This window comes from Candidatus Magnetominusculus dajiuhuensis (assembly GCF_046044395.1).
Classification (GTDB): Bacteria; Nitrospirota; Thermodesulfovibrionia; order Thermodesulfovibrionales; family Magnetobacteriaceae; genus Magnetominusculus; species Magnetominusculus dajiuhuensis.
This window is the reverse complement of sequence record NZ_JBJUSG010000096.1, coordinates 1-14,656: the sequence shown is the minus strand read 5'-3', so window position 1 is coordinate 14,656 and position 14,656 is coordinate 1. Positions and strand designations below refer to the sequence as shown.

16 protein-coding genes are annotated in these 14,656 nt (G+C 48.7%); 3 read left to right on the top strand and 13 right to left on the bottom strand.

Annotation, left to right across the window (positions count from 1 at the left end; genetic code table 11):
- Positions 1-263: 263 nt before the first annotated feature.
- Together AB7D94_RS12600 and AB7D94_RS12595 are read left to right on the top strand one after the other, a co-directional pair.
- On the top strand, positions 264-791 hold the full coding sequence (locus AB7D94_RS12600) for a YeeE/YedE thiosulfate transporter family protein (RefSeq protein WP_420266240.1): 528 nt from the start codon (positions 264-266) through the stop codon (positions 789-791).
- A gap of 2 nt (positions 792-793) precedes the next feature.
- On the top strand, positions 794-1,477 hold the full coding sequence (locus AB7D94_RS12595; protein ID WP_420266239.1) for a YeeE/YedE thiosulfate transporter family protein: 684 nt from the start codon (positions 794-796) through the stop codon (positions 1,475-1,477).
- A 5-nt stretch (positions 1,478-1,482) separates the two neighbouring features.
- Here AB7D94_RS12595 and AB7D94_RS12590 read toward each other — a convergent pair whose 3' ends face one another.
- The 3 genes from AB7D94_RS12590 to AB7D94_RS12580 are packed head-to-tail and all read right to left on the bottom strand — an operon-like array spanning position 1,483 to position 5,069.
- On the bottom strand, positions 1,483-2,754 hold the full coding sequence (locus AB7D94_RS12590; protein ID WP_420266238.1) for an MFS transporter: 1,272 nt from the start codon (positions 2,752-2,754) through the stop codon (positions 1,483-1,485).
- A complete protein-coding gene (locus tag AB7D94_RS12585) occupies positions 2,705-3,457 on the bottom strand; it encodes a hypothetical protein (RefSeq protein WP_420266237.1) in 753 nt (250 codons plus the stop codon). The genes AB7D94_RS12590 and AB7D94_RS12585 overlap by 50 nt, the downstream gene beginning before the upstream one ends.
- A complete protein-coding gene (locus AB7D94_RS12580) occupies positions 3,444-5,069 on the bottom strand; it encodes a vWA domain-containing protein (RefSeq protein ID WP_420266236.1) in 1,626 nt (541 codons plus the stop codon). Before AB7D94_RS12580 ends, AB7D94_RS12585 begins: the two co-directional genes overlap by 14 nt.
- A gap of 112 nt (positions 5,070-5,181) precedes the next feature.
- On the opposite strand from AB7D94_RS12580, the gene AB7D94_RS12575 reads away from it, so the two are divergent.
- Positions 5,182-5,880, top strand: coding sequence for a Crp/Fnr family transcriptional regulator (locus AB7D94_RS12575; RefSeq protein WP_420266235.1), 699 nt, complete (start codon positions 5,182-5,184; stop codon positions 5,878-5,880).
- A gap of 93 nt (positions 5,881-5,973) precedes the next feature.
- On the opposite strand, the gene AB7D94_RS12570 is transcribed toward AB7D94_RS12575, so the two are convergent.
- The 10 genes from AB7D94_RS12570 to AB7D94_RS12525 all read right to left on the bottom strand — a co-directional run bounded on the left by AB7D94_RS12570 (position 5,974) and on the right by AB7D94_RS12525 (position 14,555).
- A complete protein-coding gene (locus AB7D94_RS12570) occupies positions 5,974-6,534 on the bottom strand; it encodes an NUDIX hydrolase (protein WP_420266234.1) in 561 nt (186 codons plus the stop codon).
- Between the two features lie 6 nt (positions 6,535-6,540).
- Entirely contained in the window at positions 6,541-7,263 is a 723-nt protein-coding gene (gene mqnB, locus AB7D94_RS12565) for a futalosine hydrolase (RefSeq protein WP_420266233.1), read from the bottom strand.
- Between the two features lie 53 nt (positions 7,264-7,316).
- Positions 7,317-8,000, bottom strand: a complete 684-nt coding sequence (locus AB7D94_RS12560; protein WP_420266232.1) for a YjbE family putative metal transport protein — start codon at positions 7,998-8,000, stop codon at positions 7,317-7,319.
- Between the two features lie 2 nt (positions 8,001-8,002).
- The gene (gene metK, locus AB7D94_RS12555) at positions 8,003-9,208 is read right to left on the bottom strand and encodes a methionine adenosyltransferase (RefSeq protein WP_420266231.1); all 1,206 of its coding nucleotides are present in this window, start codon (positions 9,206-9,208) and stop codon (positions 8,003-8,005) included.
- Positions 9,205-12,354 (bottom strand): cation-translocating P-type ATPase, encoded by a 3,150-nt coding sequence (locus AB7D94_RS12550; protein ID WP_420266230.1) that lies wholly within the window; start codon positions 12,352-12,354, stop codon positions 9,205-9,207. Before AB7D94_RS12550 ends, metK begins: the two co-directional genes overlap by 4 nt.
- Positions 12,355-12,502: 148 nt before the next feature.
- Positions 12,503-12,970: an HMA2 domain-containing protein gene (locus AB7D94_RS12545; RefSeq protein WP_420266229.1), complete on the bottom strand. Its 468-nt coding sequence runs from the start codon at positions 12,968-12,970 to the stop codon at positions 12,503-12,505.
- Positions 12,971-12,973: 3 nt separating this feature from the next.
- Positions 12,974-13,237 (bottom strand): DUF5132 domain-containing protein, encoded by a 264-nt coding sequence (locus AB7D94_RS12540; protein ID WP_420266228.1) that lies wholly within the window; start codon positions 13,235-13,237, stop codon positions 12,974-12,976.
- Positions 13,238-13,335: 98 nt separating this feature from the next.
- Positions 13,336-13,707 (bottom strand): HMA2 domain-containing protein, encoded by a 372-nt coding sequence (locus tag AB7D94_RS12535; RefSeq protein ID WP_420266227.1) that lies wholly within the window; start codon positions 13,705-13,707, stop codon positions 13,336-13,338.
- 192 nt (positions 13,708-13,899) lie between these two features.
- Entirely contained in the window at positions 13,900-14,274 is a 375-nt protein-coding gene (locus tag AB7D94_RS12530) for a HepT-like ribonuclease domain-containing protein (protein ID WP_420266226.1), read from the bottom strand.
- Complete coding sequence (locus AB7D94_RS12525) at positions 14,262-14,555, bottom strand: nucleotidyltransferase family protein (protein WP_420266225.1); 294 nt, start codon at positions 14,553-14,555, stop codon at positions 14,262-14,264. The genes AB7D94_RS12530 and AB7D94_RS12525 overlap by 13 nt, the downstream gene beginning before the upstream one ends.
- Positions 14,556-14,656 lie beyond the last annotated feature (101 nt).

The following is a 14,656-nucleotide window of genomic DNA, read 5'->3' as shown; positions in this document are numbered from 1 at the left end:
ACCTCAAAAAAAAAGGGGGGGGGGGGCTGCTTTACTATTGTGACACAGTCTGGAAAGCGGGAATCCAGGAGAGGGAATTACTGGTGTAAGTTTCTAATGCGATTGCCCTGCCTGATGATTTCATATATATTATTTTATCAGTGATTTTGTATATAATGTAGTTGGTACGTGTGGGTAATAGGATTTACCCAAAGGCGTCCAGGGGTGGTGCAGGGGCACCACGAAGTCGGTGAAAAGGCGGTGGCAGGGGTATGTTTTATTTGATGAAAAGGAAGCATTGGCGGCTGTTCTCTGTGGGAATATTGTTCGCTCTGGCGGAGCTGCTTTCGTTTGTCCTGTCAAAGCGTCCGCTTGGCTCATCAAGGGGATATGCCGTTTTTGGCTCCATAATAGAGTATGTGTTTTTCCCGGAGCACGCAAAAACAGTCCCATACTGGAACGCCTATGAACCGGTTATAGAGTGGACGGTTGCGGTGCTGGTGGGAATAGTGAGCGGGAGCATGTTTTCATCTGTGTATTCGGGGGAGTTCAAAATTACGGTGGTACCGCAGATGTGGAAGACCTCTAAAGGTCCGTCGGTGGCGAAGCGGTTGATTTGGGCATTTATCGGTGGGGTGATGGTAGGCTTTGGCTCAAGGCTCGCGATGGGATGTACGCTTGGGATGCTCATAGCGGGCGTGATACAGTTAACTCCGGCAGGGTTTATATTCATGATGTCGCTGTGGATGGGGGGAATGCTGATGACGTTGCTGTTTTATCATGTTAAAACGGTAACATTTCACAGGGGGTAGGCATGGACGCGATATTGATGAGATTAAAAGATACCTTCGACCCCTCTACGATAGAGGCGATAGGGGGGCCGGCAAGCCTCTATGGAGGTCTGCTTGTAGGGTTTTTTCTTGGCATTGTCCTGCAAAAGGGCAGGCTCTGCAAGTACGACATCGTGTCGGGGATGTTCAGGATGCAGGATTTCACGTTTTGGAGAGTGGGAACGCCGCTTCTGATGTTTGGAATGGTGCTTATTTATTTTTTCAAAGACATAGGGGTCATTGAGCTATACTTGCCACGAACGGTGATACTTGCCCAGTTGTTTGGCGGTGTGCTGTTTGGCGCGGGACTTGCTATCTCCGGTTACTGTCCGGCCATAGCCGCGGGCGCGCTCGGTGAGGGCGCCCTTGACGCCTTTGTCACGATGGTTGGAATCGTCGGCGGGTCGGTGCTGTACGCTGAGATGTACGATGGCTCAAAGCTCGACAGGATAGTGTCATTTATAGACTTGGGAAGGGTTACGTTTCCTGAGATATTTCTGGTGTTCAACCATTGGTTTTTCATCATGGGCTTCGTGTTCATGTGTGCGATGTTCCTGCTAGGCATAAGCATGTACGACACGTTTCTTAAGGCATCGTTTTCTATTATAGATAAGGTCGGGGAAAAATTCGGCGGCAGCAAAGTTGACAGAAGAAAAAATAAAAGATAGCCACGCTATTTCCATTTCTCCCGAAAAATCGTAAACCCTGTCAGGCAGACTATTGCCGTAGATAATATCGTTGTCTTTATGCCAATAATCTCAGCGGTCGCCCCCGTAAGCGCCGCCCCAAAAGGTGCCATCCCTAAGAACATCATCGCAAATACGCTCATTACACGTCCCCTGAAAGAATCCGGCACCGACAGTTGGATATAACTGTTGGCCGTTGCCAAAAAACCAACTAAGTTGAATCCGATTACCGCGAGAAAAACGAGGGCTAAATAAAAATTGTCTATAATCGTAAATGCTAAAAGCGACACAGGAAATAAAAAACCCGTAACAGACATAAAAAGTAGTTTATTTATAATGTCTCTTCTGAATGCTATTATAATACCGGCAAGCACTGACCCCGCCCCTACGCATGACATCATATATCCCAGTCCAATCGGGCCAACGCCATAGACCTTGTCGGCAAACACCGGCATTAGCTGCGCGTAGGGAATCCCAAAGAGGCTGAATATACTAATCGTCAGTATTATAAATAAAATACGCCTTTCACCTAAGATGAACTTTATCCCACCTTTTATCCCCGTGAAAACTCCATCATGCGAACCCTCCCTGGGTTTGCCCCTGTTGGATATACGACAGAGCAGGTAAATAACAGGCACGAAACTAATGGCGTTTAAGTAAAAACACGCGGACATGCCGTGAAAACCGATTATTAAGCCTGCGATTGAAGGGCCAAAGACCCTTGCCCCGTGAAAGGCCGTTGAGTTAAGGGCCACCGCGTTAAGCAAGTTTTCTCTGCCGGCTATTTCTATCATGTACGATTGCCTTACAGGGATGTCGAGGGAATTTACCGTCCCAAGCAACGCCGCCACAATGAGTATAGTCCACACGCCAATCGCGTGAAAGTCCGTCAGAAAGGCAAGCATAAGGGCCGGTATGATGGAAAGCGCCTGGGTGGTTATCAGTATGTTTCGTTTATTAAACCGGTCAGCAAAGACGCCGCCAAACAGGGAAAAAAACAACACCGGAAGCGAAGTTGCCACCCCCAGAAGACCTAAATAAAAAGAGGATTTCGTAATCGAATACACGAGCCACCCAAGGGCGGTCTGTTGCATCCATGTCCCAACCAGCGAAATCGTCTGGCCGATAAAGAAAAGCCTGTAGTCTCTTTCATAAAGGGCGGGGAAACGCTGCCCCTGTTTCATGGTCTGCATGGCGTGGTTGAGCTTGCTACGATTCCTCCGGCTTAGCCTGAGGCTCTTTTGCGGTGGCCGCCTCATAGTACGACATCTGGCGGTTTAACGATTCGTTGCCCTTATTGAGTACATTTACGCATTTGTCCATTTTCTTGTTCACCTTCTCGAATTCCATAATTACCTGCTGCAGCGGCTCCGAGTCAACGGCCATATCCTCAAGCGAAAGCATTATATTGTCGTTGAATGTCTTTATTCTTGAGAACTCTTCGTTCATTTCCTTAAATAACTCCCTGTAGCCAAGCAGTTCGATTATTTGCTTTTTCTGGGCGGCTGAGACGGCCTGCGCCTGTTTGGAGGTGTCTTCTTTTTTATTTACGACCTGGGCGGGGGCCATAGTCTCTCTCGTTACTTCCATTAGCTCGGTAAAGTGTTTGCTGAGTATTTTATCGAAATCATTGTAGAAGTAATTCCAGAACGCGGCCTCGTCTCCTTTTATCCCTTTCAGTATTTCAATGGCCGTTTTCACTGATTGAAGTTTCGCGCTTACTATCTCTTTTTTAATAATTGCCTCTTCCGAGACGAGGGCATCCGGCCCGATGGCATCGTTTTCGGTTTCGAGCCTTGACGCCTCATCCTCAAGGGCGGCGCTTAAGCCGCTTGTATTAGTCTCTGCAACCGTATCCACGGTCTTTTTCCTGCCCTTCAGAAAAAGATATATGCTCAGGCCGATGAGTACCGCCATGGCCTCCAGCATAAATAAGAATAATAGTGTATTAATCCTTGTCATGTGTCTCTTCAGACTTTCTAAAGCGTCCTGTAAGTAATTTCATATCAGGTAATTTCACCTTAGGCATCTTTATATCAGATAGTTTTATCATAGCCAACCTACCCCGTTTAATATACAATAAAACCGACAAAAATAAAACCATGTTAATCGCTGAAAACCATTTGAGCGCCTTATTTAAGGCCGACGGGGCGTGGCTTACATATCTGTTAAGCCATGCCGTGGTCTTTGATGATTTTCCCGTGGAGTATTGCGTTTCCATGATGAGTGTCTTTTCTTGCAGGGCGTCCTGCTTCGCTGTGGCGGCAATCAGAAAGGATTTACTTCTTTCAATGGCCTTGCTTTTGACAGAAATTGTTAATTTGTAAAGCCCTATGGCCTTTAGCGTGAAATACTCGGATAATACTCCCCCGACCCTGTCACCACCCTTTTTATCTGATTTATCAGAGGCACCCTCCGGCGCCCTCAGGCTGAGCTTCACAGTCGTGTTATCGCTGTCAGGCCCGGTCAGGCTGCCCGTTATGCCAATCGTATCGGCAAGCTCTGAAAGATCAATGATAAGGTCGTCAAGGGTCAGCCACGCATCCACCTTCATTTGCGTATTTACCTGCTGATAGGAGCTTTTAATATTGGTGCGGACTTTCAGGTGTGTTGACACATATATCCTGTTGTTCGCGTCGTCAACACTCATAAAATTCCACTCACCGGCCGCGGGGCCAGATATTGTTACAATGTCAAAGTTGGAAAACTGCGTCCAGCTTACGCCGGGGAAGACCTTCTGTGCGCTGTAGTTAAACCCATCAGGGTCCTGAAGGATTAACTTAAATTCAGGTGTTTTTTTGGAAAAAACCATAGTGAGCCGTTCTATTGACTCATCCACCACAAACCGGCCTGACTCCGAGGGGAGTATGTCAGGGGATTTTATAGTCTCGTAAATCCATGTAATTGTGGAATTCAGGGAGGTCGGCTGAGGACATCCATAGGAAAATCCTCCGGTTTTTTCTGCCAGCTCCTCCATGAAATCCCCCTCCGGCATGGCCTCAAGGGACACCGTAAAAAGTCTCACGCCCTTGTCCTTATATAATGGGGCAAGGGCGTTGAGTATCTCGGCTCGTATCTTCTTGTCTTCCTCAGGTGACGCCGCGTAAGTCTTCGACGCGCCGACAAACACTACAACACGCGCTGCCACCGGTGTGGTGTTGTCTCTGGAAAATTCATTGAGGGCATTGGACAGCGCATTATAGGGATTTGAGGACGCACTGGTGTTGTCTGAGAACGATTTGCTGATTGAGTCTATGGCCTTATAAATGGCGGCCTTTTGGTCGGCGGGGGTGATTGTCTGTATCAACGCGGCGGCTTTTTCGTTAAATGTAATCAGCCCGAGTCTGTCGTCTTGCCCAAATAAAGAGGCAGATAATTTGAGGGCCTGTGTGAGCATGGCATGAGGGTCTGCTTTTGCTGTGGCGGCTGAGGTCTCAACGACAAAAACCACACCACTGCCGTCGCCGTCTGTGGGAAGCGCCTCGCCAAACGCACAGGGCACAGGGCAGAGCCACAGGACAACCGCGAATGAGAGCGCTAACAGCCCCGCTGCCTTATGGTTTTCTTCCGGCATTCGTCTCATATCGCCTATTATACCTTTTTTTATCAAATAATATGCTCGTTTTTGTAAAACAAGTCCACTAATTATGATATAATACCACCAAAGGGGTTTGCTGGCGTAATGAATGTCTGAACTTGATTTCTTTATAAACAACAACAGGCTTTTTTCTCAAATAGGCCGCGCCGAGGTCGAGTCGTTGTGCGCCCGCCGCCATCCGTTTAAATATCGCAGGGACGAGGTAATCTTTATGCATGGAGACCCCTCTGATACCATGTATTTTCTGGGACGCGGGCTTGTCAGGTTGTCTAAGCTTAGCTATGACGGCAGGAAATTCACGCTCGATATTGTCGAACCAGGGGGATTTTTTGGCGAGCTGTGTCTTGCGGGCGAGGCACAGCGGCGCTCAATTGCCGAGGCCGCTGAGGATGTATCCGGCTTTGAGATCAAAAAGGCCGTATTTGAGGGCTATCTCGTCAAAAGGCCTGAGATTGCCATTAAACTCATTAAAATAATAAGTGACAAGCGTATTGAAATGGAAAATATCCTTGAGGACATGATCTTTATGGATGTAGAGAACCGCGTGGTCTCTCTTTTGCTGAAGTACACGGAGGGTGGAACAGTTAAACTTACCCTGACGCATCAGGAAATAGCCGACATGACAGGAACGACAAGGGTCTCCGCCTCAAGAGCCATCGTCACACTCAGGAAGAGGGGACTGATAGATACAAACGGCCATCGAATCGTACTCATAAACGAGAATAAACTGCGCGAGATGCTGCGGCACTCATCCAATGGGAAAGGCAATAAGCCCCCCACAGACTAAGGATTAACGACGAAGGGGGGGTAACCCCCCCTTCACCCCGTAAATCTCGCCACGTTTTGTCTATTGCGTTTGGGCTGCCGCCCGTTGGCGGCTTCAGTCTTGATCTGAAAGATGTCTTTTTGCCAGTTCAAGCAGCCCATAGAGTTTTAAATCAATGTATGTATTCTCGTCTTGCAACGCGTACAAGTGTTCATAGAAGTTATCAAGGGGCAGTTCGATTATCTCTATGTCCTCATGCGGGTCAAGTGCCTGTTCCGCTGAGAAGACGACATCAAGGGCGGCATAGACAGTCAACACCTCCGTTGACGCCCCCGACGACAGCGGCCCTGTGGCAATAGGAAACATTCGCCCTGCGCGGCAGCCGGTCTCCTCAAGGAGTTCCCTGCGCGCCGCCTCAATAAGGGACTGTCCCTTGTCATTGAGTCCGGCGGGAAATTCAATTACATATTTGCCCACCGGCGGCCTGAATTGCCTTACCACTATGACAGTGCCGTCTTTAGTGATGGGGACAATGGCGGCTATCCCGCTACAGTTGCACCGTTGAAAGGCCTCCCATTGGAATCTCTCGCCCTCTGAGTTTTCAACTTCAAACTGTACCGCCTGCAGAAATCTGCCGCTCCAGTTTGTGCTCTTCCCGATAATTTTTACTGGCATTTCACCCTACTCTAATGATTTTATGAACATTATAACAGCGTCCTGGGCAATTTGTGAAGCCTTAGTGGTCTCCCATCTGTCCTTGTCCCGCTCTGCCGCTATGTTGCTGATGCCGCGAATCTCAACCGCCGGTGTGCCAAACATAGTGCTGGCGTGGGCAATCGCCGCCCCTTCCATGTTCTCACATATACCGTTATAGCGTCTCGTTAACTCATCCGCCCGCTTTCTCGTCCCCGTACATGTGGATACCGTTATAAACGCTCCGGCCTGCGCGGTGCGGTTCATTTGCGAAACGGTATCGTATAACTGTCTTGTTAGTTCGGCGTCGAGGGGGAATGTATTATAATACGTGTTGGTGCCTTTTTTATAAAATGGTATGCCCATTGCCTCAGGCGTCAGGAAATTGTCCTCCAACATAACGCCTTCATCTCCGTAAATCTCACACTGTGCTATGGCTATATCACCGGCAACCAGGCCGGAGTTTGGATATGCCCCGCCTATGCCCATTGAGATAACCATATCAGGCCGGTATTTCTGAAGGGCCAGTGACGAGGCAATCGCCGCGTTTACCTTGCCCACCCCTGTCGAAACGCAAACGGCAGTGGCGTGGCCCAATCCCCCGCAAACCGCGGATGCCCCAAAGCGCTCCGAAACGCGGACTGGGTGGCGCAGACGTTTGATGACCGTGTCGGCCTCAAACTCCACGGCGTGAAACAGCGCTATAACCATAGGGTCTATATTAACATACTAAAATTCATTAACAATTAATATACTAAAATTCATCAACAGGGCGTTTTCGATAATTCTAACAACTTTCTCTTCCTCATCAAAATGCCGATGGTTACGACGGCGGCGGCATAGAGTATCTCAATAAAGTTTGTTACGCGCGCCTCCGGGTGGAAGAGGTTTGCTATAAAAGGGTCAGTCAGTGCCAGCTCTGCGCCTATTCTGCCAAGCACGGCGGCAGATATGTAGATGATGAAAGGGTATCTATCCAGCAGGGCGGCAAGGATGTTGCTTGCAAGAAATACAATTGGGATGCTTATAGCAAGGCCCAAAATCAAAAGATTAAGATTTCCTTTTGACACCGCCGCAACCCCCATCACATTGTCGAAGGACATGGTCAGATTCGCAATAACTATTATCTTAATGGCATGTAAAATGTTAGTGGACTGATCCCCTTCCGCCTCTGAGGCGCTTATCTCCACGCAGCGCTTTAGCGCTATCATGGTAATTATGGCCCCGCCGACAAATCTGACATATTTTAATTGAAGCAGCTCCGAGACATAGAAAATCAATACGATATTGATAATAAAGGAACACGCCGCCCCTATAACCAAACCTTTTTTTCTGCTTTTCTTAGGCAGGGACTTGACCGCCATCGCAAGTACGACCGCGTTGTCACTCGATAGGGCGAGGTTGACGAGGATTATGTTCAGAAAATCATAAAAAAGGGTTAAATCCATTGTCATCGGCCACTGAACGGTAAGATTTTATCACGCATGTCTGTCACTTCCCATGGAAGTTCCATGTCAGTCCGCCCGAAGTGCCCGTAGACTGCGAGTTTCTGATAAAACATCCCGCCGTTTGCCTTGTTAGGCAGGTATCTCAGGTTGAATTTCTTTAAGATTGCAGGCAGTCTGAAGTCGAATAAAGACCCAATTATATCTTCAATCTCCTGGTCTTTTATCTTGCCCGTCCCGTATGTATCCACCTGAATGCTTACCGGCCTGGCAAGTCCGATGGAATAACTTACCTGAACCTCACACTCATGGGCTAGTTCAGCGGCCACGACATTTTTTGCCGCATATCGGGCCATGTATGCCCCTACCCTGTCAATTCTAAGCGGCCCTTTGCCGCTTAGGGCGGCGTCCGAGTTTCTCGCATAGCCGCCGTATGTGTCCATTGCCTTTTTTCTGCCCGTAAGGCCGGAGTGAGATGCCGGGCCGCCCGTTACAAACGCACCATCAGGGTTTATAAAGATACGCGTCTTATCATCCAGCCCTATCTTCTCATCGGCAAACGCGGCGTCTATCACCCGTGCCCTGACATCGTCTCTTAGTTTCTCTATCGTCGGCACGTCGGCTGACTCCTGACACGCCTGCACAATTATGCTGTGTATCCTGTAGGGATGTCGGTTTTTATACTCCACGCCCACCTGCACCTTACCATCGGGGGCAAGATAGGGCAGCTCATTATCAAGGTGCGCCCTGTCAAGCCTTATCGCGATTTTATGGGCCAGCCATATGGTCAGTGGTATAAAGGCGGGCGTCTGATTACACGCAAAACCGAAGATTGTCGCGTTGTTTTTCACCACTACCTCGTCCATTTCGCTGTCTGACATCTGATGCTCATTATATGGGCCGTTTTTGTCGGGGCTAAGCTCCTTGAGGCTTGTAATTATGCTGCATGTCTTGTCGTTAAATGCCTTTTTGGTATAACCAATCCGGCGTATTACCTTCCTTGCAATGTTGGCAAAATCCATGACGGCCTTAGACTCGAACATGGACGCTATAAACACTATTGATGTTGACACAGCGCACTCGGCAACGATTCTCGTATTTGGGTCCTGAAGCAGGGCATGGTCAACAATAGCGTCGCTGATCTGGTCGCATAACTTATCAGGATGTCCCGCCGTTACAGACTCCGATGAGAGCATGAAGTCATTGTTCATAGAGTGTTCACCTCCGCGGTTATTCTTTTTTCCGGTCTTTTCGTTGCCTCGTTTATCAACAGGGGAATTACGGCAGCCGAACCGGCCACCACCGCGTCCATGAGATTAATTGGCGATATCTTTAACAGATTCCTCAGACCCGGCACCGCCAGTGCAAGCAATTGTAACAAAAACGACCCGCCTAGCGCAATGTTCATATATTTATTGAGCGGCAGAGTCTCTTTGTCGAATATGCTGTGTTTGTCTGTCCGGCAGCTTATGGCGTGCAGGAGCTGAGAAGTCGAGAGGCTCAAAAATGCCATATTGCCCGCTCGCGGTGAAACGCCGTATCTGGAGATGCCATAGGCGTATGCCCCAAGCGAGGCGGCGCTCATTGTCAGCGACTCAAAGGCTATACGTTTGAAATCCTTCGCTTCGATTATATTTTCGTCGGGACTTCTGGGTGGCTGGCTCATTATATCCGGCTCTGGCTGCTCCAATGACAGGGCAATGCCGGGAAATATATCAGAGATAAGATTTATCCACAGAAGCTGCATGGCGCTTATCGGATGCCCAAAGCCCGCCGCGATGGACACAAACATGACCATTATCTCACTCATATTTGTAGAGAGAAGATAGTGGACAGACTTCCTGATATTACTGTAAATCGCCCGCCCGTGGCTTACCGCGATTATCATCGTCTCGAGATTATCGTCTTCCAGTATAATATCGGCTATTTCACGCGACACGTCGGTACCGGTACGCCCCATAGCGATACCGATGTTGGCTGCCTTAAGGGCAGGCCCGTCGTTTATCCCGTCTCCGGTCATAGCAGTAACGCGCCCCGCCCTTTGAAGGGCACGCACTATCTGGAGTTTTTGGGCCGGGCTAACGCGGGCAAAGACGTTTACGTTTTCGCACAAAGCGGTCAATACCTCCGGGCTTAGTTCATTTAAACTGGTCGAATCCAGTATCTCAATCTGGCCGTCATTGCCAAGGTCTAATTCTTTCCCTATGGAGTAGGCAGTCGGCACCTGGTCACCCGTGATCATTATCGTATCTATACCGGCTGTGTGAAATGCCTTAATCAATGCCTTCGCCTCAGACTTTACAGGGTCTGCCATCCCCACAAGCCCAAGCCATGTCAGCCCTGAGGATGGGGCTTGAGTGTCATCATCAATGAATTTATACGCCACACCCAGTACCCTAAGCGATTTACCCGCTAATTGCTCATTTTCGTTTTGAATCTGATCCCTTTCGCCGTTTATAAACTCATATTCAATACCGTCTTTCAGGTAAAATTTGCATAAATCCAAGACCTCCGCAGGGGAGCCTTTCACGGCGGCGAGTTTCCTTCCCGTGGCGTCTCCAAATACGCCGTCCCCGCTGAATTTGTGAACTGTTATCATGTAGTTGCTGCCCTCTGACCGGTGTTTTATATCTAACAGGGGAAAACTCTTTCTCATCTGCAGGACGTCCACCCCGGCGCCGATGGCAATATGAACGAGGGCGTTTTCTGTTGATGAGCCGTCAAGGACATAGCCGGTATTCTCTTTGCGTATTAATGTCTCGCTGCACAGTGTTACAATGTGAATGAGTCTCTCAAGTTCAGGGGTGAGTGTGGCCAGCGTCTCTCCCTCTTCCGTAGCTAAGCGTCCTGATAATATGTTTATCTTCTGCGTCGTTGTTACAACGCACACGGCTGTCATCCGGTTTAAGGTCAGCGTTCCGGTCTTATCAAGGCAAATCGTCTGTACAGAGCCGAGGGTTTCCACGGCGTCGAGGCGGCGAATCAGGACATTGTGCTGTTTCATCTTGTTTATTCCAAGTGCCAGCACAGTAGTAGCCATCGTCGGCAGACCCTCCGGTATTGCGGCAACCGCAAGCGATATAGAGGACTGTACCATCTCTAAAAGTCCAAACCCGCGCAGCAGGCCGGTCACAAATACAAGGCCGCACACACCCGCGCAGATAAGCACGAGCTTATCGCCGATACGCTCTAATTGAATCTCCATAGGGGTGTCCGGCGCGACGGCCTCGCCGACAAGGGTTTGTATCTGCCCCATTTCCGTATATCCGCCGGTTGCCGTTACGACGGCCAGCGCCTGCCCGCCGGTTACCAGCGTGCCCATGTAAATCATATTAATCCTGTCGGCAAGTGGGAGGTCATTGTCCTGAAGATGCCTTTCAGTCTTCACAACCGGCATACTCTCACCCGTTAGGGCTGATTCGTCCACGCTCAACATTTGCGAGTCAATAACCCTCGCGTCGGCGGGGATATAAGTGCCCGGCTTTAGGATGAGTACATCCCCAGGCACTACCTCCTCGACGCTTATCTCTATTACCTTGCCGTCTCTTAACACAAAGGTATAAGGCCGGACGAGCTTTTTAAGGGAATTAATGGTCTTTTCAGAGTAGCTCTCCGTAACAAAGCCTATTACGGCGTTAATCAACACCACGCTCAATATGACGATACCATCGGCAATCCCGCCAGTAGCCGCCGAAAGCACAGCCGCCCCGCCCAGAAGCAGCACGGGAAACGATGTGAACTGCCCAAAGAACATGGCCCATTTTGACCGTGTGAATGACTCGGGCAGGATATTTCGCCCATACGTATGCAACAGTTCCGCCGCGAACTTAGCACTTAATCCGGTTGCTGGCGATGTGTTAAAGAAGGCAATGACCTGATCCTTTTTCATGTTCTGCCACGCTATCGCCTCCTGTTTCTCGCTCAGGGATTTGTCTTTTGCGGTTGTCTTGACAGTTTTTGATGGTGGTGGCGGCCCGACGGGACTTGTCAGCGTTGTCTTATGTTTGAACAGGTCTCTTACAGTATCCCGGACACTAAATGGCCTTAAATAATGCCCTTGGACGCCTGAGGGTTGTTTATAATCTCCGACGATGGTCTCCAGATAAGAGGAAATCGTTGTTGGACTATTAGCGTCATTATAGCTGACCAAAACGGTTGACGTAAGGGTGTTTATGGCGACACTGTTAATGCCGTCTTCTCTGGTAAGATACGCAAAGATATGCTCTTTCAGAGGATCACAGCGGTACAGGCCGCGCACTTTATACCGCGCCCTGCCCTTTACTTTAACATGCACGGGAACTATTGACTGGTAATTTATACCGGCCAGCCCGCGATCATCCAGCGTTGTCGTATTCAACCTATCTCCTCATCATCGCATAATAACAGGTGCAATACAATCAATTACATTCGTAATAATCACTATTTGTATGGTTTATATTCCATATAGATTTGATAACAACACTACCACAACATAGGGATAGAACCCACCGCGCCCCGCGCGCAAATTATTTTGCCAGATATTTGGTAAACATCCCGTGGGCGTACCAGAAGGCGGTGTACCACGGTGGCACTACAAAATTCCCCCTGCTGAGCTGATACAATCCAAAGCCCATCAGCGTGAGAAAGGAAATCCTCGGCAGATCAAGGCCACCACCCGTAGCGGTTACGGCACTGTTGTTGACGGCCTTAAATACCTCGGCTATCTTAGTTGAAACGTTATCTGAGTTCTTTGTGGGTGCGGCTATTTTTATCAGCCCTTGTTGCCCGGCATAGGTTAAAATCTCTTCGTTGCCTGTATTATGTAAGATCAGGACGCTTGCGGTAACAGGATTTACCTCTACGGAGCTTATCTTAGGATTTGCGGCAAGTGTCTTTTTCAGTTCCGCAAAATACTCCGCGTCGCCTTTGGCCTCTGATATCTTTATCCTTAACCTGCCCTGAGTTTGATGGCTAACGATACCTTCAGTAGTCATCTCTTAACCCACCTTATCCACAACGGCAGATTCAGCAACAGCCTCGACCAGCTCCGCCTTAGCCTCAACCACGAGGTCCTCGACTACCTCGCCGATTTCAGCGGCCAGCTCTATGCCTCTTCCATAGGCGATTATACCGCCCTTTATAGCCGCCTTCGTCAGCGGTTTTACGACAGAGGCAAGGATTGGGATTATTACGGGCGACAGCACAGCCGCCCCTATTCCTATTGCCAGACCGGACAACGCATTTCCTTTAAACAGGTCCATCTACTACCTCCATACATGTATTTTTTTACAAGCTACATGTATACTATCACCCATATATTTATTATTGCAATATTGCACTCATTTTAAACTGCCAATTGCTATACAAGAACCGAAAGAAAAGACAGTGCGGAATCCCCCAGGGCCATATCCATAGCGCTGCCGAACAGGATTTTACAGACAAAACCTCCGGCCTTTGAAAAGGCGTTGTGCAGATACTCGTCATTGGATATTGTTTTCGACAAATCAATACCGCCTTTGTTCTCAAGCATATCCAGTATAAGCGCCGCATCAATCAGTTCTGGACAGTAGTTGATTGCAAGGCTGCCTGTCAGAGGATTTGACTTTATTGACTTTACGCCGTCAAAGCCTTGAAACAGATTCTCAACCAATTCCCTTTTCCCGGAGTTCCCCTTTAAAACAGGAGACTTAATGCGCAATCTGCCGGGTACGCTGTGGAGATATACTGCCATCCGGTTGCCCTCCTCTGTAGTTTTATCCATTACCATGTTTTATGATAACTTAACGGAGATTACAACATTGTTAAGGTTTTGTTAAATATTGTTACGGTTTCATTACAATTGTGTTAAATATCTGGCTGGTTCACAAAATGAAACTCCCAGCCGCAAGCGGCGGGGGATAAAACCCCAAGAGATTCAATAGGTTTAGTGGTCTTGTACCCGATCTATTTCCAGCGCAAGTTCTTCACGGCAGACTTTTTCCAATACTTGAAGATCGTCTTGCACCAGCTTCCAAATCAGTGGTGGAGATACATTTTCATAGTCATGACGTAGGACATTGCCGATACCAGCCACTTTCCGCCATGGAATTTCAGGGTGGCGGTCTTTAATGTCGTCCGTCAGATGACGGCAAGCCTCAGAAATAATTTCAATGCCGCGTTGCACAAGCCACTGCCGCTGCCAATCGTTCTCAAAAACATCAATCGAAACGTCACCCAACACCGCACGAACACGTTCGCTGGCTTCGACGATGTCCGTAAGACGGGGGATAAGCGGACGCACGGCCATCAGAATACGCAAACCGATGCAGCTTCGATTTGTCGGCGTAGCGTCTTGTGCAGACTGTCACGCGTCATAATGTCTGTCTTGCAGCCAAGTATATGAGCAGCTCGTTCCTTCACTTCCATCAGCTCAAAAAGGCCAAGCTCCCCTTTTTCATAGTCAAAAAAAAGATCAACATCTGAGCCGTCCTTCGCCTCACCGCGCGCGGTTGAACCAAACATGAAAAGATGCTTAACGCCAAGCCGTTTTAGTTCAGCTTCATGCCGTTGTAACAGGCTTATAGCTTCGTTGCAATCCATACTTTCATTATGACACAAGTTTAGCTATTCTGTCATCGTGAAGCTGCCCCCCAAGCTCCGATATAGAAATTTGCACCTATTGATAAAAGGGTTTTTGAAAG